The organism is Streptomyces sp. NPDC002324, assembly GCF_053593335.1.
Map to the genome: position 1 here is coordinate 1 of NZ_JBSFCF010000017.1, position 23,715 is coordinate 23,715.

Sequence of the window (23,715 nt, forward strand, 5' to 3'; positions counted from 1 at the left end):
GCGCGCCCGGTGGGGTTCTCGCCCGGGCGGCGGGCGGGGGCGCGGGCGGGGGGGGCGGCCCGCGCGGGGGGGGGGGGCCCGCGCCGGCCGCCCGGGGGAGCCCGGCGGGCCGTCGCCGCACCGGAGAGCCTCGCCGCGCCCGGCGCCCCCGCCCCGCCCCACCCCGAGGAACGGCCATGAGCGACCCCTCCCCCGCGAACCCCAGGCGCCGCCCCCGCCCCGTCCCCCTCTCACCCCGCACCGTCGCCGCCCTCCTCCTCGTCGGCCTCGTCGGCGCGGCGGCCTTCGGCTGGCCCTTCTTCGCGGACCCCGGCTCGCAGGTCACCGCGCACGCGCAGGACGCGCCCTGGTTGTTCGCGGGGCTGCTCGTGCTGCTGGTCGGTGTGGTCGGCGCGACGCTGTCGGAGGCCGGGCTGGGCGCGAAGGCGGTGGCGATGCTGGGGGTGCTCGCGGCGACCGGTGCCGCGCTGCGCCCCGTCGGGGCCGGAACCGCCGGCATCGAGCCCATGTTCTTCCTCCTGGTGCTCAGCGGCCGGGTCCTCGGCCCCGGCTTCGGCTTCACCCTCGGCGCGGTGACGATGTTCTCGTCCGCGCTGCTCACGGGTGGTGTGGGGCCGTGGATGCCGTTCCAGATGCTGGCGATGGGATGGTTCGCGATGGGTGCCGGGCTGCTGCCGGGCGCGCACCGCCTGCGCGGCCGCGGCGAACTGGCCCTGCTCGCCGCCTACGGCTTCGTCGCCGCCTTCGCCTACGGCACGGTCATGAACCTCTACGGCTGGCCCTTCATCGACACGCTCGCCTCGGACATCGCCTTCGACGCGTCGGCGGCCCCGGCCGCGAACCTCGCCCGTTTCGTCGCGTACTGCCTGGCCACGTCCCTCGGCTGGGACCTGGGCCGCGCGGTCGTCACCGTCGTCCTGACCCTCACCCTCGGCACCCCGCTCCTGAAGGCGCTGCGCCGGGCCACCCGCAGGGCCGCCTTCGAGAGCGCCGTCACGTTCGAGCCGCCCTCGCGGTGAACCCCCTGTGAGGTCCGGGCCACCGTCCGTCGCGTGAGCCGTGAACCACCCCACAGGACCCACATCACATACGAACCGGGGTCGTAGATCGAAGTGCATGGCATGCACATGAAGAAACCCGCGCCGACCTGCGCATTGAGAGCCACGTCACAGACACGGCCTCGGGCACGGATACGACCACAACTAGCAAAAGGGGTCATTGCGGACGGCCGCTCGGGCTGTTTCTCTGGATGAGTCGCACGGCGCCGACGAGCCCACCCGGGCCTCGGCGCCGACGTACGCCCCCACCGCACACCCCGTGGTGAAGGCATGCCCGCGACGGCCCTGTCCCCGTAGAAAAGGATCCCCGTGACCCGCTCCGCTCTCCGCCGCATCGCCTCCCCGAAGAAGGCCCTCGCCGGTGTCACCCTGGCCGCTGCCGCCACCGGTGCCCTGCTCGTCGCCGCGCCCGCCCAGGCCGCGTCGGAGGCCTCTCAGGCGCAGGCTGTCGCGAAGAAGATGATCGCGGACTCGGCCCAGTACACGTGCTTCTCCCACATCGTCGACCACGAGAGCGACTGGAACATCCACGCGACGAACTCGTCCTCCGGCGCCTACGGCCTGGTCCAGGCCCTCCCCGGCTCGAAGATGTCCTCCGCGGGCTCCGACTGGAAGAACAACGCCGCCACCCAGATCAAGTGGGGCGTGGACTACATGAAGGACCGCTACGGCAGCCCCTGTGGCGCGTGGAACTTCTGGCAGGCCAACAACTGGTACTGATCCGGCGCGCCGGCACCACCCGCACCCCCGCGTCACCAGCACCACCAGCGTCACCGGCACCACTAGCACCACTAGCACCACCCAGAGCGAAGGCGGCGGCCCCCGATCCCCGGGGCCGCCGCCTTCTTCGTCGTCCCCGTCCCGGATGCGGTGGCCATGACCGGGGCGGAGAATGGAGGGAGTCCCCGAACTCCCTCCCACGCCACGCGCATCGGGAGCCGTGATGGACCGAACGGAACTCTTGACGGTGTTCTACGGCGAGGGACCCGTCCCTGTTCTCTGGGCGACCGACTGTCCCGTGCACTTCGACGTGTGGCTGGCGTTCGCCGAGTCTCCGCCGTCCTCGCATCCGCCGCCGCATCCGCACTCGTCGCCCTCGTCGTCGTACCGGCAGGATCTGATCCTCGCCGTACGTGAGGAGTACGGCGTCGAGCGGGCCCTCGAACGGTTGCAGGGGCTGCGGTTGACGGACGCGTGCCGTCCGGTCGCGGCCGGGAGCTTCGTCGTGGCGCAGGTGACGCTGGAGGAGTTGGTGACGGCGTTGCTGCCGCTGACCAGTCTCGCGGGAGTGGTGCGGGTCGCCCACGAACTCGCCGTCGAGAGCGGGGCGGAGGGGATCGAGGCGGCACTCGCGGGGCACATCCGGGCACCGGCGACCAGCGAGATCCACGACAACATGCAGCGCCGGCAGGAACGCGGCCGGCAACTCACCTGGTTCCTCAACCTGCTGGCCCACGTCGTGGCGGAGGCCGGCCCGCCCGCCGGCGAACAGGACGGTCACCGCCAGCTACAACCAGGGCCGTGACATCCGCAACGCGGCCGCCGCCCTGCACCTGGACGGCAACGCCCCCTTCCGGGGCCCCCTCACCGAGGGTGCCGAGGCGACCCTGCACGACCTGGACGTCACGGTCGTCGCGCCGGACGAGGGCGCGCTGGCCGAGCTGGCGGAGAAGTGGCGCGAGGCGAAGCGGCGCGGCGACCCGGAGGTCATCTCGGCGGCGTACGCGGACGATTCGGTGCCGAACCTCTCCAGCATCGTGCTGCTCCTGCGGCACGCGGAGGGCACCGCGCTGCTCACCGGCGACGCCCGCGGGGACCACGTCCTCGCCGGACTGCGCGCCCTCGACCTGCTCGACGACGCCCCGCTCCACGTGGACCTGCTGAAGCTCCCGCACCACGGCAGCGACCGGAACGTGGAGCCCGGCTTCTTCGAACGGATCCGGGCCGACCACTACGTCGTCTCGGCCGACGGCGTCCGTCACCACCACCCGGGCGAGGACACCCTGCGATGGCTCGTCGAGTCCCGCGCGCCCGAGGACGAGTACGTCGTCCACCTCACCAACCGCATCCCCTTCGCCGAGGAGGCGCTGGCGCGGCTGCGCACGGACAGGGCCTTCGAGGTCGAGGTCAGGGGGCCCGCCGACCAGGCTCTCGTCATCACGATCGGAGACCGGCCATGACCAAGTCCCGGCACGCGCAGGACACGTTCACCCGACCCGCCCCGGACCCCGCCCCACCGCTCGCCGACCCCTCCCGGGAGACGCGCACCGGCCCGCCCGACGGCCCGATGTGGGCCGTGGACTCCCCCGCCCTCGGCACCGGCCTGACCGTCCGGCCCTGCGGCGACCCGCTCCGCCCGGCCGAACCGCCGCCCGCCGCCGGCATCCCGGTCGCCCTCGCCCTCTCCGGCGGAGGCTTCCGCGCCACGCTCTCCGCCCTGGGCTTCGTCCGTCTGCTGGCCGGCACCGGGCTGCTCCGCCACCTGCGCTACTCGTCGTCCGTGTCCGGCGGCTCGCTGGCGAACGGATGCCTGGCCACCGCCTGGCCGGCGCTGCGCGAACGGGACTTCACCCCGCGGGCCGTGGACGAGCTGGTGATCGCCCCCTTCGTCGACCGCGTCTCCTCCCACTCCCTCAAGCGGACGCTCCTGCGCGACATCTGGCGCACCCTCGGCCCCACCACCCGCACGGACCTGCTGGCCCGCCGCCTCGACGACTGGCTCTACGACGGGACCGAGCTGGAGAACCTGGATCCCCAGGTCCGCTGGATCGTCAACGCCGCCAACCAGACCACCGGCGTCCGCTTCACCTTCGAACGCGACGTGTACGGCGACTACTCCATCGGCCTCGCCCGCACGAACGGCACGGGCCTGCGCCTCAGCCGGGCCGTCTCGGCCTCGGCGGCCGTCCCCGGCGCATTCCCGCCCGTGGTCCTCGACGCTTCACCCTTCCCCTGCGCCACGCACCGCCCCGCCCTTCTGGACGGCGGTACGTACGACAACACCGGCCTCGAAGCCATCGACGGCGACACCTACCGGCACACGTTCCTGTGCGCGCTCAACGCGGGGGGCCTGCTGCGTCCCGGCATGTACGGCCGTGTCCCGGTGATCCGGGACCTCGCGCGAGCCAACTCCCTCCTCTACCGCCAGAGCACGGCTCTGCGCACCCGGGCCACCGTCGAACGCTTCCGGCGCGCCGCGGCACTCGGCCCCGTCGGCGAACTCCCGCCCGGGGCCCGCCGGGGCATCCTGGTCCAGCTCGCCACCGACTTCCCGGCCGCGGACCCGCTCCCCCACGGCTGGCGCGCGACCTTCCCCGAACACCGCACGCACGACGGCCGCGACCTCGCCCTCGTCCCCACCGTCTTCGACCGTCTCAGCCCGTCGCTGTGCCGGGCCCTGGTCCACCGGGGCTGGTGGCTCGGCGGCGCCGCCCTCGCCGCCCACCACCCCGAACTGCTCCCCTCCGACCTGACGACCCTCGATCCCCCGGAGCTGTGAGCGTCACCGACGGCCACGGTCCTGGCCCCGCCCCCGCCCCCGCCCCCGCCCCCGCCTTCAGCAGACCCGGCCCGGTTCCCCGTCCGGCAGATACAGCGCCCGTTCCTGCTGGGTGAGGTCGCGGTGAATCGCTCGGCAGATGCCGGTGACCGCCTCGGCGGGGAGCGGCAGTTCCGCGTCCCACAGGCTCAGACGATCGCGGTGGTCACCGACCGCGAGGGTGCGGCCGTCGGGGCTGAACGCCAGCCTCGCCACGCCGTCCAGGCCGGGGAAACTCGCGCGCGCGTACCGCGTGGCGGTGTCCCACAGCCGCACCGCGCTGCCGCCGGCCGTGGCGAGGGTGCGGCCGTCGGGGCTGAACGCCAGCTCGATGGACCCCTCCGTGAGGCTGACGGTGAGCGTGGCGTCGAGGTGCCCCGTGTCGGTGTTCCACAGCCGTACCGTGCCGTCGAACTCGGCGGAGGCGAGAGTGCGGCCGTCGGGGCTGAACGCCATCGAGTCCACCTGCCGGTAGAACATGGGCAGGTCGCCCCTCGCCCCTTTCGGCGAGGCGCTGCCCTCGGGTTCGCCGAGCGTGGACCGCACCCGCCCGGTGACGGGATCACGGAGCCGGATGTCCCAGTTCCGGCCCCCGGTGGTGGCGAAGACCTCGCCCGTGGGACTGAACGCCAGCGGCGAGCCCTCTTCGGCCTTGGGGAGTTCGACGCGGGGCCGCCCGGTGCGGGCGTCCCACAGCACGAGGCCGTCGCCCACCGTGACCAGGGTCTTTCCGTCGGGACTGAACGCCATCCCGTTGACGAAACGAACGGGCAGAGTGGTCCGGGGCCGCCGGGTGGCGACGTCCCACAGCTGTCCTCTCGGGCTGTCGCTGATGGCCAGGGTCCTGCCGTCGGGGCTGAACAGAAGAGACCCTCCGCCGGTCAGCCCGTCGGCAAGGGTCGCTCGCGCACGGCGGGTGGCCGTGTCCCACAGCCGGACCACCCCGTCGGTCCTCGCGTCCCGGGCGGACATCCGGACACTGCTGGTGGCGATGGTGTCGCCGTCGGGGCTGAAGGCCACCGACTGCAGATCCCCGCCGGGCACGTCCAGCGTGGCGCGGGGGCGGTTCGTGCCCACCTTCCACAGCCGGACCCCGACATCGCCGCCGCCGGAGCCGTCGGCCTCGTCGCCCGTGGCCAGTTCCGTGCCGTCGGGGCTGAACGCCACCGACATCACGGGGCTGGTGTGGCCGGTGAGGGTGGTGGCGGCGCGGCCGGTGGCGAGGTCCCACAGGCGTACCGTGCCGTCGTAACTGCCGGCGGCCAGGGTCTTGCCGTCCGGGGCGAACGCCATGGACTCCACGCGGCTGCTGGCGCTGGTGAGGGTGGTCCGCTGCCTGCCGTCGGCCGTGTTCCACAGGTGGACGGTGCCGTCCTCGGTGCCGGTGGCGAGAGTCCTGCCGTCGTGGCTGAAGGCCAGTGAACTGACCACTCCCGTACGGCTCCTGAGGGTGAACAGCACACGTCCGGTGGCCAGGTCCCACAGGTGCGCGGTGTGGTCCCGGGTGCTGGTGGCGAGGGTGCGCCCGTCGGGACCGAACGCCACCGCCATCTCCAGGCCGGTGGGGCCCCTGAGGGTGGTCGTGACGCGGCCGTCGGCCACGTCCAGCACCTGCCCGCTCTCCGTGACGGCCAGCGCGCGCCCGTCGCGGTCGAAGCCGACCGCCGCCATGTTGTCGTCGTCGGGTTCACGGACGGCGACCGAGGCCCGGACGCGCCCGGTGTCCATGTTCCACAGCCGCGCGTCGTCGTTGCCGCTGGTGGCGATGGTCCTGCCGTCCGGGCCGAAGGCGAGGGAGCGTACGAAAGCGGGGTCGTCCTTGTCCTCGGGGCCGGCGACCGTCTTCCGGGTACGGCCGGTCGCCGGGTCCCACAGCCGTACCGTGCCGTCGAAACCGCCGCTGGCGAGGGTCTTCCCGTCGGGGCTGTAGGCCAGGGTCGACACGGTCGAGGTGTGTCCGGTCAGCCGGTGCCGCAGCGGGACGGCCGCGGCCGCGTACAGGCTCCGGGTGGCCTCGCGGGTGGGGCTCGTCCGGTAGGCCTTGATGGCCAGGAGCGAGGCGAGATCGGTGTCGCTCTCCAGCAGCGCGGCGGACTGGGCGGCCAACTGACGTGAGAGTCCGTCGCGTTGGGCGTCCAGGGCGCTCTGCCGCTGCCAGTAGGCGACGGCCGTCGCGGTGAGCGCGAGGGCGAGGAGACAGGCGAGGGAGCCGACGAGGACGCGCAGACGGCGGGTGGTCCGGGCGCGGGCGCGTTCCTCCTGGTCGAGGGCGGAGATGCCGGCGGTGAGGAACGCGGCCTCCCGGTCGGTCAGCTCGTCGGTGTGGCGCGGCCCCCCGAAGTACTCCCGTGCCGTGGCGAGCCGGCTTCCCCGGTACAGCGCGCCCGCGTCGCGGCCCAGCTCCTCCCAGGCGCGGGCCGCCTCGGTCAGCTGCCGGTGGGCGCGCAGGCGGTCCCGGTCCTCCTCGATCCAGCCGCGCAGCCGGGGCCAGGCCGTGATGAGCGCCTCGTGGGCGAGGTCGACGGTCGGGCCGTCGAGGGTGAGAAGGCGGGCCCCGGCCAGGGCCTCCAGGACCCGGGCGGCCTCCGCCCGGCCGGTGCCCGTGGTCTCCAGCTCGGCCCGGTCGGCGGGCCTGCGGGTGTCGGGCGTGCCGTCGCCGGGGGAGATCAGCCGCAGCAGGACCCGGCGGGCCGTCACCGCCTCACCCTCGGTGAACCGGCCGTACGCGTCCTCGGCGGTCTTGGCGATGGCCCCGTCCAGCCCGCCGGCCGCCTCGTACCCGGCGAGGGTCAGCGTCTTGCCCCTACGACGCCGCCATGTCTCCAGCAGGACGTGCGAGAGCAGCGGCAGCCCGCCGGGCGCGTCGGTGATCTCCTCGACCAGCCGTGTGGTCAGCGCCCGTTCCACGGTCAGTCCGGCGGCCGCGGCGGGCTTGACGACGACCTCGCGCAGCTCCGCCGGACTCATCGGCCCGGCCAGCAGATTGGCGTCCCCGAGCGCTCCGGCAAGTTCGCGGTGTTCGGCGCAACGGCCGTAGAAGTCCGCGCGCACGGCGACCAGGACCCGCAGCCGGCTCTCCGGGTCGCGTGCGGTCAGCAACAGGTCGATGAACCGGGTCCGTTCGGCCACGTCGTGGCAGAGGGTGAAGACCTCCTCGAACTGGTCGACGACGACGAGGGTGTCGCCGCCGGTGCCGTCGCCGGGCGCGATCGCCTCGCGCAGCAGTTCATGGGTGCGGGCGAGTTGGTCGCCGGGGGTCAGGATCCGGATCCCGGACAGCCGCGGGCCCTGTTCCGGGGATTCCCGCGGCTCCGGCGACTCCCGCGACTCCCGGAGAACGGGTATCAGGCCGGCGCGCAGCAGGGAGGACTTGCCGATCCCCGACGGACCGAAGACCGCCGCGAACCTTCGGCGGCGCAGCAGCCCGGCCAGCTCGGCGGTGAGGCGGTCCCGGCCGAAGAAGAGTCCGCTGTCGTCGGTCTCGAACCGGGCCAGCCCCCGGTACGGCGGCCGCGCGTCCCCGCCGTCGTTCTCCGGATCGAAGGCGGCGGCCTCCTCGACCGCCTGGTGCCAGCGACTCTCCCACTGCGCCAGGTCGCCGCCGCAGGCCCGTGCGAAGGCCAGGGCCACCGGCAGCGTGGGCAGCTGCTCGCCGCCGGCCGCCTGGGAGAGGGTGGTGATCGAGTAGCCCGCCCGCTCGGCCATCGCCCGGTAGGTGAGGCCGCCCGCCTCGGTCCGCAGCTTCCGCAACTCGAACGCGAACCGCTGCACCGGCCCGGCCCCCGGATCGACCGGCACCTCACGACGACCCGCCACCGCGCTGATTCCCCTCTCGCACCCGTACTGTCCCGGACACCCCACCGTACGCATCCGGCCACCTAAGCGGAGAGATCGCGTCCGGCCATTGTTTGGCAGGCCCGACCCCCCTGCCTGACAATGCTCGACCCGTTGGAATAGGTGCTGCGGGCGGTACGGCCACGGGGGACATGCCGCCCACGGGGGAACGGGGCGGCACGACCGGCCGCCACGGGGGAAAGAGGCGGCACGGGGGACTTGCCGCACGGGGGAAGGCCCTGCTGGTCGCGGGACGACCAGCGGGGCCACCTCTGTCTTCGGGCCCACCGGACGGCCGGCCGGCGAGGAGCGACAGCCGGGCGGGGCACGGACCCACTGCCGGGCGGGGCACGGGCCGTCGGCCGGACGGGGCACGGGCCGTCGGCCGGACGGCCCCGACTGGCCGGCCGGCCGAGGGCAACGACCCGCTACCGGACACCGGCAGGCACCGGACTGCCACGGGCCGACAAGCGGACGGCTACGGCCTCACAGCCGCGGGGGCAGCCGACGCGCAGCCGTACGGCCGTCGGCAACCGGGCGGCGGCCACGAGACATCGGCCGTCACGCACCGGCCGTCACGCACCGGCCGTCACGCACCGGCCGACACGCATCCGCCGTTGGGCGTCGGCCGGCAGCCGTGGGGCGGCACGTCGGCCATCAGCGACAAGGCACCAGCGGTGCACGGGGGCGAGGCGGACGGAAGCGGTGGAGCCTCCTCCGTGCCTCCCAGCCGTCACCCCGCACGCCACCCCACCTCACACCCTCTGGATCACCCCACCTCACAACCGCTGGATGATCGTCCCCGTCGCCAGCCCCCCACCCGCGCACATCGTCACCAGCGCGAACTCCTTGTCCGTCCGCTCCAGTTCGTGCAGGGCGGTCGTGATGAGCCGTGCGCCCGTCGCGCCCACCGGGTGGCCGAGGGCGATCGCCCCGCCGTTGACGTTCACCTTCGTCAGGTCCTGGTCGAAGACCCGCGCCCAGCTCAACACCACCGACGCGAAGGCCTCGTTGATCTCGACCAGGTCGATGTCCTTGAGGGACATCCCCGCCTTCCCCAGCACCGCCTTGGTCGCGTCGATCGGCCCGTCGAGGTGGAAGTGGGGGTCGGAGCCGACCAGCGCCTGGGCGACGATCCGCGCCCGGGGCCGCAGCTTCAGCGCACGCGCCATCCGCTTCGACGCCCACATGATCGCCGCCGCGCCGTCGCTGATCTGGGAGGAGTTGCCCGCCGTGTGGACCGCCGTCGGCATGATCGGTTTCAGTCGGGCCAGCGCCTCGAACGACGTGTCCCGCAGCCCCTCGTCGTGGTCGACGAGCCGCCACATGCCCTGCCCGGCCCCCTGTTCCGCCTCGGTCGTCGGCACCTGGACGGCGAACGTCTCCTTCTTGAACCGCTCCTCGGCCCACGCGGCGGCGGCCCGATCCTGGGAGAGCAGCCCGAGCCCGTCCACGTCCTGCCGGGTGAGCCCCCGGTGCCGCGCGATCCGCTCCGCCGCCTCGAACTGGTTGGGCAGGTCGACGTTCCACTCCTCCGGGAACGGCTTGCCGGGCCCGTGCTTGGACCCCGACCCGAGCGGCACCCGGGACATGGCCTCGACCCCGCAGCTGATGCCGACGTCGATGACACCGGCGGCGACCATGTTGGCCACCATGTGTGAGGCCTGCTGCGATGAGCCGCACTGGCAGTCGACCGTGGTCGCGGCCGTCTCGTAGGGCAGGCCCATGGTCAGCCAGGCCGTGCGCGCGGGGTTCATGGACTGTTCGCCGGCGTGGGTCACCGTGCCGCCGACGATCTGTTCGACGCAGTCGGCGGGGATGCCGGTGCGGCCGAGGAGTTCACGGTAGGTCTCGCCCAGCAGATAGGCGGGGTGCAGGTTGGCGAGCGCGCCACCGCGCCTGCCGATGGGGGTGCGTACGGCTTCGACGATCACGGGTTCCGCGGCCATGGGGATTCCTCTCAACGGTTACCCGCGCGGCGCGGGGCGTCCCGGCCCGGCCCGCCACGCAGAACTAGTACGCGTTCTAGTTCTCCTCAGCAGTCTGCTGAGCGCGACTCCGGGACCGCAAGGGGCGTGCGGCAACTGAAAAGCCGACCGAAAGCCCCGTACCCCTTGCTTGTTCTAGAACCCGTTACTACGGTCACCGCAATTCCCTCTATCTGATGGTCCGTCAGGAGTGGCCGATGCCCTGTCCAGCGCTGCCCGACGGGTTCGACTTCACCGACCCCGACCTGCTGCACCACCGTGTCCCCCTCCCGGAGTTCGCCGAACTGCGCCGCACGGAACCGGTCCACTGGATCCCGCAGGCACCCGGCATCGCGGGCTTCGCGGACGAGGGCTACTGGGCCGTCACCCGGCACGCGGACGTCAAGTACGTCTCCACGCACCCGGAGTTGTTCTCCTCGACGGTCAACACCGCGATCATCCGCTTCAATGAGCACATCGAGCGCGACGCGATCGACGCCCAGCGGCTGATCCTGCTCAACATGGACCCGCCGGAGCACACCCGGGTCCGGCAGATCGTGCAGCGCGTCTTCACCCCGCGGGCGATCCGCGCGCTGGAGGACAACCTGCGCCACCGCGCCCTCACCATCGCCCGGGAGGCGGGCGCCCACGCCGGGCCCTTCGACTTCGTCACCGAGGTCGCCTGCGAACTCCCGTTGCAGGCCATAGCCGAGCTGATCGGCATCCCGCAGGAGGACCGCATCCGGATCTTCGAATGGTCGAACCGGATGATCTCCTACGACGACCCGGAGTACGCGATCACCGAGGAGGTCGGCCAGCAGTCGGCGATGGAACTCATCGCCTACGCCATGAACATGGCCGCCGACCGCAAACAGTGCCCGGCGAAGGACATCGTCACCACGCTCGTGGCCGCCGAGGACGAGGGCAACCTCGCCTCCGACGAGTTCGGCTTCTTCGTGCTGATGCTGGCGGTCGCCGGCAACGAGACGACCCGCAACGCCATCACCCACGGCATGCACGCCTTCCTCACCCACCCCGACCAGTGGGACCTCTACAAGCGCGAACGCCCGGCGACGGCGGCCGAGGAGATCGTCCGCTGGGCCGCACCGGTCAACTCCTTCCAGCGCACCGCCACCCAGGACCTCGAACTCGGCGGCAAGCAGATCAGGAAGGGGGACCGCGTCGGCATCTTCTACGCCTCCGCCAACCACGACCCGGACGTCTTCACCGACCCCGACTCCTTCGACATCACCCGTGACCCCAACCCCCACCTCGGCTTCGGCGGCGGAGGCCCGCACTTCTGCCTCGGCAAGTCCCTGGCCGTCCTGGAGATCGACCTGATCTTCAACGCGATCGCCGACGCGATGCCCGGCCTCCGGCTGGCCGGCGAACCGAGCCGGCTGCGCTCGGCCTGGATCAACGGGGTCAAACACCTCCAGGTGACCACCGCCTGACCGCCCCACCCCCGCAGTGCTCGGGCCGACGGCCTCCCGGCGCCGTCGGCCCGTCCCGATGGAGGCAGGGGCGCACACCCCCCTACGCCCCGCCCCTGCCTCCGTCGTTCTGCCGGGAGGCCGGCGACAGGCCGCGGTCCGCCGGCGCCGGCCCGTCCGGTTCTCCGGGCACCTGCCGGGGCCCGGTCCTCGGTCCCGTCAGGAGGTACGTCAGGCCGAAGCCCGCGCCCACCACCGCCGCGCCGCCGACCGCGTCGAGAATCCAGTGGTTGCCCGTCGCCACGATCGCCAGGACCGTGAAGAAGGGATGCAGCAGGCCCAGCACCTTCATCCACATCCGGGGCGCGACCAGCGCGATCGTGAGCCCGCACCACAGCGACCAGCCGAAGTGCAGGGACGGCATCGCCGCGTACTGGTTGGCCAGTTCGGTGAGCCTGCCGTAGTCCGGCCGGGAGAAGTCCTGGACGCCGTGGATGGTGTCGATGATGCCGAGGCCGGGCATCAGGCGCGGCGGCGCCAGCGGGTAGAAGAAGAAGCCCACGAGCGCGAGGAGCGTGGTGAAGCCGATGGCCGTACGGGCCCAGCGGTAGTCGGCGGGGCGGCGCCAGTAGAGGACGCCGAGGACGGTCAGCGGGACCACGAAGTGGAACGACGTGTAGTAGAAGTCGAAGAAGTCCCGCAGCAGGGCGATCCCGACGACCGTGTGGTTGACCCAGTGCTCGATGTCGAGGAACAGCGCCTTCTCCACGGCGAGGATCTGCCCGGCGTGCTCCTCGGCGGCGGCCCGGCTGCCGGTGGCCTCCAGCCGGGTGCGCTGGTAGGCGGCGTACGTGACGCGGATCAGCAGCAGTTCCAGGAGCAGGTTGGGACGGGTCGCCACCCGGCGCAGCAGCGGGGCCCAGCTGAAGCGGGTCTCCGCCTTCGGGGCGTACTCCGTGGGGACCGGCGCCCGGTAGTACTCCGAGGTGCGGGACAGGAACGGCACGACGAGCGCGGCGGCGAGCGCGCCCAGCAGGACCACGTCGTCCCGGACCGGGTGGAGGACGTCGACGTTCGGCACCATCATCTTCGCGGGCAGCGTCGTCACCAGGACGACGGCGACCGGCCACACGTACCGCGACGAGGCCTTCCTGCCGACCCGGCCGACCGCCGCGAGCAGCACCCACAGAAGCTGGTGCTGCCAGGACGTCGGCGAGACGGCGACCACGACACAGCCGGTGAGGGCGACCGCGAGCAGCAGCTGACCGTCGCGGGCGTAGTGGACGGCCCGTCGCAGGCCGAGCACGGCGACGGCGGCGGCCAGCGCGAGCAGGACGGCGATCTCCAGCGGGCCTTCGAGGCCGAGCCGGAGCAGCGCGCCGTGCAGGGACTGGTTGGCGAGGCCGTCCGCCCGGCCGCCGAGGCCGACACCGGCGAGGTGGTGCACCCAATAGGTGTACGAGTCGTGCGGCATCGCGGCCCAGGCGAGGCCGGTGGCCCCGGCGAACGTGATGCCGGTGCCCGCGGCGGCGCGCCTGCGGCCGGTGAACCACAGCAGCGGCACGAACAGCAGCACGGTCGGCTGGAAGGCGGCGGCGAGCCCGACGCAGACGCCGCTGGCGCGCTCGCCCCGGACGACGAAGCAGCCCACGAGGACGAGCAGGACGGGGAGGACGCTGGTCTGGCCCAGATAGAGCGTGTTGCGCACCGGCAGCGACAGCATCAGCAGGGTGACGGCGACGGGGGCCGCGAGCAGGGCCGTCCGGCGGGTGACGGGCGGGGGCAGGGCGCGGGCGGCGACGAGGCCGAGGGCGACGACCAGCAGGAGGGTCCCGAAGGTCCAGCCCCAGCCGAGGGCCTGTTCAGCCGTTCGGGTGAGGGGCTTGAGGACGAGGCCGGCTAACGGGGTGCCGGTGAACTGTGTCGAGTCGTAGAGGGAGCCGTTCACATGCAGGACGCCGTCGGCCCCGACCCAGGTCTCCAGGTCCGTGAGCCGCTCGCCCCTGGGTGTGCGCAGCACGACGGCGATCTGGCGCGCCGCCAGGATCGCGGCGACCAGCCACAGCACGGCGCGTACCGTCCCCAGCCTGCCCGCCGTCGGGCCCGCTCCGGCGGCACCGCCCGGTCTGCTCCGCTCCGTCGCCACGCGCTGTCGTCCTCCCGACCCGTCGACGTCCCCGGGAGGCTCGCACCGCCCCCGTCGTAGGACACGGGCAACCCTCTCTTCACCTGAGAGCCGCCCCTGTTTTGTCCGGATGACGATAGTGCGCGGAGAGCCGCCCCCACGCTCAAGGGCGCGACGTGGATCACGGATGCGCATCACGGGCGGGGTCGTGACAGGGCACTGACAAACACCTGAAAGCATGGCCGTCGGCATGAACGCACGGCAGCGCACGGCGGGGGGAGCACGGGGGATGAACGGTCGCGTACGGGGGCGCGGACGGCTACTGGTCGTCGTACTCGCCCTGCTGGGCTTGCAGCTGGCGTCGCTCGTGGCACCGGCGTACGCCTGCGGCTGCGGTGCCATGGTGCCGGACGACCGGCGGAACGTGTACGTGAGCCGCGAGAGGTCCGTCGTGCGCTGGGACGGCCGCGCGGAACAGATCGTGATGAGCCTGACGGTCTCGGGTGACGCCCGCACGGCCGCCTGGATCATGCCTGTGCCGAACCGGGCGACGGTGAGGCTCGGTGACGCGGCCGTCTTCGAGCGGCTCGACGAGGAGACCGCGCCCGTGTACGAGAGGCGGGAGTACTTCTGGCCGCGCTCGGACGACTGGCCGTTCGACATGTTCGAGAGCGACGGTACGGCGGGGGACGCCGCGCCCCGGAGTCCGGGCGCCCCGGTGGATGTCGTCGGCCGCGAACGGCTCGGCCCGTTCGACGTGGCCCGGCTGACCGCCACCGACTCCGGCGCGCTCGGCGACTGGCTCGACGACAACGGCTTCGCGCTCCCGGACCGCCTGGACACGGCCCTGGAGCCGTACGTCCGCCAGGAGTGGGAGTACGTGGCCGTCCGGCTGGCCCCCGAGGACACCGCCGCCCGTCTGCCGCTCACGGGCACGCTGGACCCGCTCCACCTCACCTTCGCCAGCGACGAGTTGGTCTACCCGATGCGGCTGTCGCGGCTGGCCACCACCCCGCAGGCCCTCGACCTGTACGTACTCGCCGGGCACCGGATGGAGCCCGGCTCCTCGATCGGCGGGGACGAGCCGGTGGTGACGTTCGCCGGGCGCCTCGGCAGGCAGTCCGGCCCGCTCGGCGATCTCACCGGCGGCGGTACCGACTTCCTCACCGCCGTCGAGCAGGACTTTCCGCGGCCGGAGCTGATCTCCGGCGATCACACGCTGCGGCGGGCCGCGGCCGACGACACCTATCGAAAGGTCATCCACGTGGATGAGATGTGGACCGTGTGGGGCATCCCCGGCTGGCTGGTGTCGTTCGGCATCGGCATCGCCGTGCTGGCGATCAAGGCGGTGGCCGTCGCGTTCGTGCTCAGACGCAACGCGAAGCGGCAACTGCCGCCCGTGCCGCCGCCGGGCGCGGCCCTGTACCCGCCGGGCGCCCACCCGCAGGCCGCCGGCCCCTACCCGGCGGGAGCGCCCGGCCCTTACCCGCCGGGGGCACCGGGGCCGTACCCGCCGGGGCCGTACCGGCCGGAGGCGCCCGCCGCCCCGGCAGACCCGAAGCTCGGACCCCGCCCGGGACCGAACCCCGAACCGAACGGCTGAAACACGCCCCGGGAACCGCTGACAGGGAGGCCACCCCGCGCCTATATTCATTAGCGCACCTACTTAGCTGATCTAAGTAACTGTCCTGATGAAAGGCGCGGGAGGCACAGCTTCATGAGCGAGTCGCGGACCTGGGACGACGTCGACACCTACTTCACCACCCACCTCGCCCCGAACGACGAGGCCCTGGAGGCGGCGCTGCGCGACAACGAGGCGGCCGGGCTCCCGGCCATCGACGTCGCCGCCAACCAGGGCAAGTTCCTTCATCTCCTGGCCCGGATCCAGGGTGCCCGCCGCATCCTGGAGATCGGCACCCTCGGCGGCTACAGCACCATCTGGCTGGGCCGGGCGCTGCCCGCCGACGGCCGGCTGATCTCCCTGGAGTACAGCGCCCGGCACGCGGAGGTCGCCTGCCGCAACATCGCGCGCGCCGGACTGGAGGGCATCGTCGAGGTACGGGTCGGCCCCGCCCTGGAGTCGCTGCCCAAGCTGACCGACGAGAACCCCGAGCCGTTCGACCTGGTCTTCGTCGACGCGGACAAGGCCAACAACCCGCACTACGTGGAGTGGGCCCTGCGCCTCACCCGGGCCGGCAGCGTCATCGTCGTCGACAACGTCGTACGCGGCGGCCGGGTCGCCGACGCCGGCAGCACCGAGCCGGACGTGCGCGGCACCCGGGCCGCCATCGAACTCATCGCCACGCACCCGAGGTTGAGCGGCACGGCGATCCAGACGGTGGGCAGCAAGGGGTACGACGGGTTCGCGCTGGCCCGGGTGCTGGACTGACCTCGGCCGGGGGTCCCCGTCAGGCCTCGTGGTAGAAGCCCACGTTGACGCTGCGGGGGCCCGTACGGTCGTAGATGACGAGTTCGCCGGAGCTGCCGTGCGGGAGCTTCGCGGTACCGCCGTACGGGAGCGGCGAGGGCTGGTGGCCGAGCAGGGTCAGCCGCACCTCGGAGGAGGGGTCGGCGTGGGAGCCCCGCAGCCAGGTGACCTGCCAGCTCCCGTCGGGGGCGCACAGGAACTCCAGGTGCACGCGGGAGACGAAGAGCCAGTCGTCCGGTGTCGCGAGCCGGCACACCGCCCGATCGCGGCCCACCCGGAGCACGCCGCCCGGCTCGCTGGGCGCGTCGGCCATCTGCATGCCGGCCGTCGCCCCGGCGTCCGCCTCGGAGACCGAGGCCATGGTGAGTTCGAGCACGTACCGCTCCTAACGGGTCAAACTCCGATTGTCGCTGCGCACGGCGCGTTTGCGGTGCCGCCGCCGCATGATAATTCGCCGGATCGTCCTGTTGTGCGGGCTCCGGCACAATGGACGCATGACCGAGCGCAAGCCCCCCGGTGTCAGCTTCGAGTCCTTCGTCGACAAACAGATCCGCGACGCGGAGGCGCGCGGCGACTTCACGACCCTCCCCGGCGTCGGCCGTCCCCTGCCGGACGACAACACCACCTACGACGAACTCTGGTGGATCAAGCGGAAGATGGCCCGCGAGGGCCTCTCCGTCCTGCCCCCGACCCTGGCCCTGCGCAAGGAGGCGGAGGACGCCCTGGCGACCGCCGCCGACGCCCCTTCCGAACACGCCGTCCGCAAGATCATCACCGAGATCAACACCAAGATCCGCGACATGATGTTCAAACCGCCCCCGGGCCCACCGCTCGGCCTGAAGCCGTACGACGTGGAAGAGGTGGTACGGCAGTGGCGGGAGGGACGGGAGCGGCGCGAGGGACGTGACCCGGCGAACGCCGGTGAATGAGGGTCCCGCCCCCGCCCACGCAGGAGGCCGCGCCCCGGTGCACGAACCGGGGCGCGGCCTCGTCTGTCGCTGTCCGCGGTGTTACAGCCGCAGCAGCCGTTCGGTCAGCTCCCGGTAGTCGCGCAGGGCGAGGCGGAGCTGTTCGGTGTCGGTGGATCCGCGGTCGTCCGCCGTGGTCTCCCAGGAGGTGCGCAGGGTGCGGCGGCGCTGGGTCATCGCGTCGGTGAAGCGGGCGGTGACCTCTTCGAGGACATGGTCGGCCTCCTCGACGGCGGACCGGGGCTCGTCGACGAACCCGCCGACCGCGTGCTGCAGCCGCGTCGTCAGCTTGTCGGTCTCGTCGTGGGGCAGGAGATCGGCGCCCCCGGAGTGGGAGCCGCCGGAGGCGGTGCCCCTGGTGCGGTCCTCGCCGCGGTCCCGGCCGGGCTCGTCGTCGGCGCCCAGCGTCCGGCCGATACGGTCGTCGGTGCGGCCCTTGGTGGTGTCGTGCCCCGCGACGAGCGGGGCCCCGGTACCCGTGCCGGCCGCCGAGCCGGTCGCGTCGGCCGCCCGCGTGCCCGGCGAGATCCCGTTGCCCCGGACCCCGTCACGCCTCGGGTCCGTGCCCGGTGTCTCGCGCGCGGCGCGTTCCCGGATGTTGTCGCTCCTGGTCGTGTCGTCAGTCATCGTCCTCAACTCCCCTTCGCGTGGCGCCTGGTGAGCGCCCATGGCAGATGGGACCGGTGGTGGCCGTCGTCGGCCGCTCCGTCGCGCTCGTCGTGCCGCACCGCGCCGTCGCGGTGGGCCGGGTCCTGTCGCCCGGCGGTGTCGTGACGGTCCGCGCGCGTGTCCCGGCGGCCCGGTGTCACCAGGTCCTCGAACAGGGCGCGGGCCTCGATCATGGCCTCGCGCATCTCCTCGGTGCCGGTGCCGGCGACGTCCCCGGTACGGCCTTGGGTGCCGTCGCCGGTGGTGTGCGCCGCGAGGTGCACCCGGCGGTAGCCGTGCACATGGTGGGCGTGGTGGACGGACAGCGCCTCCACCTGGGTCTCGTACTGGCCGCCGTCCGGGAAACCGCGCGCCGCGGCCACCTCGGAGAGCAGCCGGTCGGCCTCGGCGACCGCCTCACGGGGCGAATCGACGAAGCGTTCCTGGGCGGCCGCCCAGCGGGACTCGTAGCGGTCGCGCTCCGCGCTCGGCAGCGCCCGCTTCTCCATCGAGCCGTGCCGCTTCACCCGCTCCGCGAGCTCCCGGGCGGCGGCCCGCTCGTCGCCGTCATGGCGGGTCACGGTCCGGTCGTACTCCGGTCCGAACCGCCGCTTCAGCGATCCGCCGCCACCGGTACCCGCACGGGCACGCCGGGCCAGGACGGCCGCCACAACGACCACGACCGCTACGATCACGATCAAAGCGATGATCAAGCCTGTGGACATGAATGCCTTCCAGAGTCCTCGGCCCGGGCGTCTCGCCCCGTCGGGCCGTTTCGGACCGGGTTGCCCGAACCCGTTCGTTCAAACGGCAAGCGCGTGGAAGGCGGACAACGGCGTAAATCGTTTGCGGACCACCCGCCCCCGCTTCCGACAATGACCGCCATGACCCACATCGCCCCCGTCCCCCACCTCGCTCGCACCGCCCCCACGCCGCCCGGCTGGTCCGTGGCCGAGGAGCCGTACGACTCCCCCGTCGCCGCCGCGCTCTGGCGGGCGTACTACACCGAGGTCAGCGACCGCTGGTACCTGCTGCACGAGGGGCACGCCACCGACCCGGACGAGCTGGAGCGGGAGATCGCGGCGGACACCGGGGAGTATCTGGCGCCGCCGGGCGGGCTGCTGCTGGTGGCGCGGTACGGGGGCGAGCCGGCCGGGACGGCCGGGGTGCGGCTGACGGACGCCGCGACGGCCGAGCTGAAGCGGGTCTTCCTGCTGCCGCGGGCGCGCGGCAGGGGCGGTGCCGCGCTCCTCGTGAGCGCGGCCGAGGACGCGGCCCGCGCGCTCGGCGCCGAGCGGATCGTCCTCGACACCCGCGGCGACCTGGTCGAGGCCCGCGCGCTGTACGCCCGGCTGGGTTACGAGGAGAGCGCCCCGCACAACGACCAGGCGTACGCGGAGCACTGGTTCACGAAGGCACTGACGTAGACGTGTCGGACGCGGGGGGCGGCGTGGGCGGCGTACCCGGGGTCGTCCCGCCCGACGGCCGTCGTGTGATCGCCCCGTCGTCGTGCGGGCGTTCCGCGTCCGAGCCGCACAGCTCGGCGTTGAGTTCCCCGACGAGGCGGACGAGGTCGGTGGGGCGGTCGGGCCCCCACCAGTCGCCGAGAAGTTCCGCGAGGGAGTCCTCGCGGGCCTGGGCGAGCCGGTCGGCGGCCTCGTGGCCGGCGTCGGTGAGGACGAGGTCGATGCCGTCACGGCGGGCGAGGCGGCGCTCCTCGACCTGCCGCGTCGCGGCCATGATCACATCGAGCGGCACGGTGCTGCGTTCCGCGAGCACGGCCGGTTCGGCCCAGCCGTACCGCCGGATCCGCAGCAGCAGCCAACTGGTGGCGGGCAGCAGGTCGTAGCCGGCCCGTGCGGTGATCTTCCGGTAGACCTCGCGGCGGCCCTCCCGCGACCCGAGCACCGACAGCGCCCGGCACACCTCGTCGTACGACGACCGCTCGACCGGGTTGCTGGCGAGCGTCTCCGTGGCGTCGGGCGCCGTCACGGAGGCCCGCAGCCGGTCCTCGCGCAGGAACCAGGCGAGGACGAAGCCGAGCAGGGCGACCGGGGCCGCGTAGACGAAGACGTCGGTGATGGAGGAGGCGTACGCGTCGAGGACGGAGGGGCGCAGCGAGGCCGGAAGCCGGCCGATCTCGCGCGGGTCGGCCTGCAGCCCGTCCACGCTCACGCCGGAGGGGAGCGCGGCCCCGTCGAGCGCGTCGGTGAGCTTGGCGCCGAGATGCCCGGCGAAGACCGTGCCGAAGACGGCGACGCCGAACGAGGCGCCGATGGACCGGAAGAAGGTCGCGCCGGAGGTGGCGACGCCGAGATCCTCGTACGGGACGGCGTTCTGCACGACCAGGACGAGGACCTGCATCACGAGCCCGAGCCCGAGCCCGAAGACGAAGAGGTACGCGCTCATCTCGCCGGTGCCGCTGTCCGCGTCGAGCTGGTGCAGGAGCAGCAGACCCAGCGTGGTGACGGCCGTGCCGGCCACGGGGAAGACCTTCCAGCGGCCCGTGCGGCTGACGATCTGCCCGGAGACCGTCGAGGACAGCAACAGCCCGAACACCATCGGCAGCATGTGCACACCCGACATGGTCGGTGACACGCCCTTCACGACCTGGAGGAACGTCGGAAGGTAGGTCATCGCGCCGAACATCGCGAAGCCGACGACGAAGCTGATCACGGCGGAGAGGGTGAAGGTGCGGACGCGGAACAGCTTGAGGGGCAGGACGGGTTCGGCGGCCCGCCGCTCGACGGCCACGAAGACGGCGACGAGCAGCACGGCCAGGACGGAGAGGCCGATGATCTGCGGTGAGTCCCAGTCCCAGGTGGTGCCGCCGAGGGAGGCGACCAGGACCAGACAGGTGGCCACGGAGGCGATGAGGAAGGTGCCGAGGTAGTCGATGACATGCCGTTCGGCCCGGCGCGGGATGCGCAGCACGGCGGCGATGACGAGCAACGCCACCGCTCCGACGGGCAGGTTGACGTAGAACACCCAACGCCAGCTCAGATGCTCGGTGAACAGCCCGCCGAGCAGCGGACCGAGCACACTCGTCGCGCCGAAGACCGCGCCGAACAGCCCCTGGTAGCGCCCGCGTTCGCGGGGCGGGACGAGATCGCCGACGATCGCCATCGACAACACCATCAGCCCGCCGCCGCCGAGCCCCTGCAGGGCCCGGAACCCGATCAGCTGCGGCATGTTCTGCGCCACCCCGCACAACGCCGACCCGATGAGAAAAATCACGATCGCCGTCTGGAAGAGCCGCTTGCGGCCGTACTGGTCGCCGAGCTTGCCCCACAGCGGGGTCGCCGCCGTCGCGGCCAGCATGTACGCCGTGACCACCCACGAGAGGTGCTCCAGCCCGCCCAGCTCGCTCACGATCGTGGGCAGCGCCGTCGAGACGATCGTCTGGTCCAGCGCCGCCAGCAGCATGCCCAGCAGCAGGGCCCCGATGGAGACCATCACCCCGCCGGGCACCCCCTCGGCGACGGGAACGCCCTGGCCACGGGGGCCGGGCGGAGGCGTGCCCCCGGCGGCGAGACCGGCGCCACCGGTGCCGTCACCGGTGCTCACGGAGCCGGCACGCGCGTCTGCGGCGGCGTGCGCGGGCTCGTCGCCGCCGTCGGCGGGGGCGTGGCTGGTGTCGTCGGTCATGCAGACCTCCCGTGGGGCCGAGGGTCTCCTGCGGCGTGCTCGTACAACGTCCTTGGGTTTCCTCTTCCTCCATGTCCATTCCATCGTGGTCGGTGTGACCGGTTATGGCCTGTCGAGCTGTTCCGGAACCCTTGATTCCAAGGGCATCTGGGAGATTCTGTGTCGGCCATTTGCTTAAACTCTGGAGTCTTCACGGGGAGGAACGACACGTGAGTGAACCGACCAGTCACATATGCCCGGAATGCTCCACCCCCCGGGCCTCGGACGGCACGCCGTCCTGCGCGTGCGGCCGCCGCGCGTCCGAGGCCCTGCTCGAAACCCGTACGGCCGAGGCGGCGGCCGCGGAGGACTTCGACCCCCTCCGGATTCGCCCCTACGTGGAACTGGGCGAGGAGCGCGACGCCTCGGCCGTCGCGGCGGGTGACGGACGGGGGCCCGACCGGACGTCGACGATCGCCATGCCGATGACCACGGCGGCGACGGCGTCGACGACTCCCCGGCTGGATCCGACCGACACACGGGCGTTCGGCCGACGGGGTGAGGGGGCGGGCGGGGCGGGATTCGGCGTGTGGGGCACGTCGAATACATCCGGCAGGCCCAGTGCCCCGGCGCCAGGTGCGCCGGGTACACCAGGTACGCCAGGCGCGTCGCACTCCGCCGCTTCGACCCGGGCGCCGTTCCCGGCACCGCCGCCGCAGCCATCGACGCACGCCTCCTCGCCGGACGCCGCCGCCGGGCACCCCGTACGTCGTCGGCGACGCCGCCGCCGTGCGGGGATCGCCGTCGTCCTGGCCGGGACCGCCGCCGCGGGGGTGATGGCCGCCGCCGGGTTCGCGAGCGGACTGTTCTCGTACAACGCCCCGGAGCGGGACCGCGCGCTGCCGGACGACCTGCGGGCGAGCGCACCGGACGCGTCGCCGGACGGGGAGGCGTCGCCGGCGGGGCCGTCCGGGGAGGGCGGGGGCGGCGCGCCCGCACCGGCGCCGCCGGGTGGTGGCGCGGGCACGGCGGTCACCCCGAGCCCTACGCGGAGCCCGTCCCCTTCGCCCTCGGCGTCGGAGGCGTCCGGCTCGCCGTCGCCGTCGGTCTCGGCCGACCCGACGCAGAGCGGCTCTCCCAGCGCCGGCGCCTCCACCGGCTCGTCGGCCACCGGCGCGGACGGGTCGAAGGACAGCCGCATGGTCGCGCCCAAGACGCTCCGCCCGGGTGACGACGACCCCGAGGTCACCGAACTCCAGCTGCGACTGCGTCAGTTGGGCCTCTACACCGGTGACATCGACGAGAACTACGACGACCAGGTCGAACAGGCCGTCCTCTTCTACCAGAGCAGCCGCGGCATCACGAAGGACCAGGACGAGCCGGGCGTCTACGGCCTGGTGACCCGGGAGCGACTGGAGTCCGAGACGAAGCAGCCGTGACCGAGGGGGCGGGGCGGAGCCGGGGGAGCGACGGGGGTGACGGGTGCCGAGCACGACCGACCGGGTGGCGCGGGGTTCGGCGGACGCTCTCTCGTCGTGGGTGATGCAGGATGAGGACATGAGCATCGTCAAGATCAATGTCCTCGCTGTTCCGGCGGAACAGCGCGAGGTGCTGGAGAAGCGGTTCGCCTCCCGCGCCGGAGTGGTCGAGAACTCCGACGGCTTCCAGTGGTTCGAGCTGCTGCGTCCCGTCGACGGCACCGACAACTACCTCGTCTACACCCGCTGGCGCGACGAGGCCGCCTTCCAGGCGTGGATGGACGGCCCCATGAAGCAGGCCCACCAGGGCGGCGGCGACCGTCCCCGGCCGGCCGCCTCCGACTCGTCCGTCTGGACGTTCGAGGTCATCCAGCAGGCGGGCGCGAAGGCCGCTTCCTGACGGACACCGTCACCGGTACCACCAGCCCTCCCCACACCCACCCCCTCGCCCCCGTCCGACGGCTGCGCAAGCGCCGCCGGACGGGGGCGAGCCGGTCCGTTGAGTACCCACCTTTTTGTGGGTACTTGGCGAGCGGAGCCCGTCGGGCGACCCTTGTGGAGAAGGCGCGGCCGAGAGGTCGCACGGCACGGACCAGGGGACCGAAGGCGAA

19 protein-coding genes are annotated in these 23,715 nt (G+C 72.9%); 12 read left to right on the forward strand and 7 right to left on the reverse strand.

Translation table 11 applies throughout. The features are described 5' to 3' along the window. The first annotated feature begins 176 nt into the window (after nucleotides 1-176). The 5 genes from ACWCRJ_RS22290 (at nucleotide 177) to ACWCRJ_RS22310 (ending at nucleotide 4,557) form a co-directional block, all read left to right on the forward strand. Nucleotides 177-1,019: an ECF transporter S component gene (locus ACWCRJ_RS22290; protein WP_450940909.1), complete on the forward strand. Its 843-nt coding sequence runs from the start codon at nucleotides 177-179 to the stop codon at nucleotides 1,017-1,019. Nucleotides 1,020-1,367: 348 nt separating this feature from the next. Continuing rightward, the gene (locus ACWCRJ_RS22295) at nucleotides 1,368-1,778 is read left to right on the forward strand and encodes an aggregation-promoting factor C-terminal-like domain-containing protein (RefSeq protein WP_450940910.1); all 411 of its coding nucleotides are present in this window, start codon (nucleotides 1,368-1,370) and stop codon (nucleotides 1,776-1,778) included. A 223-nt stretch (nucleotides 1,779-2,001) separates the two neighbouring features. Then, nucleotides 2,002-2,583, forward strand: a complete 582-nt coding sequence (locus ACWCRJ_RS22300; protein ID WP_450940911.1) for a hypothetical protein — start codon at nucleotides 2,002-2,004, stop codon at nucleotides 2,581-2,583. A 211-nt stretch (nucleotides 2,584-2,794) separates the two neighbouring features. Next, nucleotides 2,795-3,238: a hypothetical protein gene (locus tag ACWCRJ_RS22305; protein ID WP_450940912.1), complete on the forward strand. Its 444-nt coding sequence runs from the start codon at nucleotides 2,795-2,797 to the stop codon at nucleotides 3,236-3,238. Next, nucleotides 3,235-4,557 carry a patatin-like phospholipase family protein gene (locus ACWCRJ_RS22310; RefSeq protein ID WP_450940913.1) on the forward strand — a complete coding sequence of 441 codons (1,323 nt, stop codon included), beginning with the start codon at nucleotides 3,235-3,237 and terminating at the stop codon, nucleotides 4,555-4,557. Before ACWCRJ_RS22305 ends, ACWCRJ_RS22310 begins: the two co-directional genes overlap by 4 nt. A 57-nt stretch (nucleotides 4,558-4,614) precedes the next feature. On the opposite strand, the gene ACWCRJ_RS22315 is transcribed toward ACWCRJ_RS22310, so the two are convergent. Together ACWCRJ_RS22315 and ACWCRJ_RS22320 are read right to left on the reverse strand one after the other, a co-directional pair. Beyond that, nucleotides 4,615-8,412 carry an nSTAND1 domain-containing NTPase gene (locus ACWCRJ_RS22315; protein WP_450940914.1) on the reverse strand — a complete coding sequence of 1,266 codons (3,798 nt, stop codon included), beginning with the start codon at nucleotides 8,410-8,412 and terminating at the stop codon, nucleotides 4,615-4,617. Between the two features lie 797 nt (nucleotides 8,413-9,209). Beyond that, complete coding sequence (locus tag ACWCRJ_RS22320) at nucleotides 9,210-10,379, reverse strand: steroid 3-ketoacyl-CoA thiolase (RefSeq protein WP_450940915.1); 1,170 nt, start codon at nucleotides 10,377-10,379, stop codon at nucleotides 9,210-9,212. 236 nt (nucleotides 10,380-10,615) lie between these two features. Here ACWCRJ_RS22320 and ACWCRJ_RS22325 point away from each other — a divergent pair, with 236 nt between their 5' ends. Then, nucleotides 10,616-11,851, forward strand: coding sequence for a cytochrome P450 (locus tag ACWCRJ_RS22325; RefSeq protein WP_450940916.1), 1,236 nt, complete (start codon nucleotides 10,616-10,618; stop codon nucleotides 11,849-11,851). Between the two features lie 82 nt (nucleotides 11,852-11,933). Here ACWCRJ_RS22325 and ACWCRJ_RS22330 read toward each other — a convergent pair whose 3' ends face one another. After that, complete coding sequence (locus ACWCRJ_RS22330; protein WP_450940917.1) at nucleotides 11,934-13,976, reverse strand: bifunctional glycosyltransferase 87/phosphatase PAP2 family protein; 2,043 nt, start codon at nucleotides 13,974-13,976, stop codon at nucleotides 11,934-11,936. Nucleotides 13,977-14,244: 268 nt separating this feature from the next. Between ACWCRJ_RS22330 and ACWCRJ_RS22335 the strand changes: the two genes are divergently transcribed. Both ACWCRJ_RS22335 and ACWCRJ_RS22340 read left to right on the forward strand, forming a co-directional pair. Next, nucleotides 14,245-15,558 carry a DUF2330 domain-containing protein gene (locus ACWCRJ_RS22335; protein WP_450940918.1) on the forward strand — a complete coding sequence of 438 codons (1,314 nt, stop codon included), beginning with the start codon at nucleotides 14,245-14,247 and terminating at the stop codon, nucleotides 15,556-15,558. A 114-nt stretch (nucleotides 15,559-15,672) separates the two neighbouring features. After that, nucleotides 15,673-16,344 (forward strand): O-methyltransferase, encoded by a 672-nt coding sequence (locus ACWCRJ_RS22340; protein WP_450940919.1) that lies wholly within the window; start codon nucleotides 15,673-15,675, stop codon nucleotides 16,342-16,344. A gap of 19 nt (nucleotides 16,345-16,363) precedes the next feature. Here the strand turns inward: ACWCRJ_RS22340 and ACWCRJ_RS22345 are convergent, their stop codons facing one another. Beyond that, on the reverse strand, nucleotides 16,364-16,759 hold the full coding sequence (locus ACWCRJ_RS22345) for an FHA domain-containing protein (protein ID WP_005478697.1): 396 nt from the start codon (nucleotides 16,757-16,759) through the stop codon (nucleotides 16,364-16,366). A 118-nt stretch (nucleotides 16,760-16,877) separates the two neighbouring features. Here ACWCRJ_RS22345 and ACWCRJ_RS22350 point away from each other — a divergent pair, with 118 nt between their 5' ends. Further along, nucleotides 16,878-17,312 carry a DnaJ family domain-containing protein gene (locus ACWCRJ_RS22350; protein WP_450940920.1) on the forward strand — a complete coding sequence of 145 codons (435 nt, stop codon included), beginning with the start codon at nucleotides 16,878-16,880 and terminating at the stop codon, nucleotides 17,310-17,312. A gap of 81 nt (nucleotides 17,313-17,393) precedes the next feature. Here ACWCRJ_RS22350 and ACWCRJ_RS22355 read toward each other — a convergent pair whose 3' ends face one another. Together ACWCRJ_RS22355 and ACWCRJ_RS22360 are read right to left on the reverse strand one after the other, a co-directional pair. Continuing rightward, nucleotides 17,394-17,978, reverse strand: coding sequence for a hypothetical protein (locus ACWCRJ_RS22355; RefSeq protein ID WP_450940921.1), 585 nt, complete (start codon nucleotides 17,976-17,978; stop codon nucleotides 17,394-17,396). 5 nt (nucleotides 17,979-17,983) lie between these two features. After that, nucleotides 17,984-18,724: a hypothetical protein gene (locus tag ACWCRJ_RS22360; protein ID WP_450940922.1), complete on the reverse strand. Its 741-nt coding sequence runs from the start codon at nucleotides 18,722-18,724 to the stop codon at nucleotides 17,984-17,986. Nucleotides 18,725-18,883: 159 nt separating this feature from the next. Here ACWCRJ_RS22360 and ACWCRJ_RS22365 point away from each other — a divergent pair, with 159 nt between their 5' ends. Continuing rightward, complete coding sequence (locus ACWCRJ_RS22365; protein WP_450940923.1) at nucleotides 18,884-19,426, forward strand: GNAT family N-acetyltransferase; 543 nt, start codon at nucleotides 18,884-18,886, stop codon at nucleotides 19,424-19,426. Here the strand turns inward: ACWCRJ_RS22365 and ACWCRJ_RS22370 are convergent. Next, nucleotides 19,407-21,647 (reverse strand): DHA2 family efflux MFS transporter permease subunit, encoded by a 2,241-nt coding sequence (locus tag ACWCRJ_RS22370; RefSeq protein WP_450940924.1) that lies wholly within the window; start codon nucleotides 21,645-21,647, stop codon nucleotides 19,407-19,409. The genes ACWCRJ_RS22365 and ACWCRJ_RS22370 overlap by 20 nt on opposite strands. A 209-nt stretch (nucleotides 21,648-21,856) precedes the next feature. Between ACWCRJ_RS22370 and ACWCRJ_RS22375 the strand changes: the two genes are divergently transcribed. Next, entirely contained in the window at nucleotides 21,857-23,065 is a 1,209-nt protein-coding gene (locus ACWCRJ_RS22375) for a peptidoglycan-binding domain-containing protein (RefSeq protein WP_450940925.1), read from the forward strand. 118 nt (nucleotides 23,066-23,183) lie between these two features. Further along, a complete protein-coding gene (locus ACWCRJ_RS22380; protein WP_450940926.1) occupies nucleotides 23,184-23,504 on the forward strand; it encodes an antibiotic biosynthesis monooxygenase family protein in 321 nt (106 codons plus the stop codon). Nucleotides 23,505-23,715: the final 211 nt, after the last annotated feature.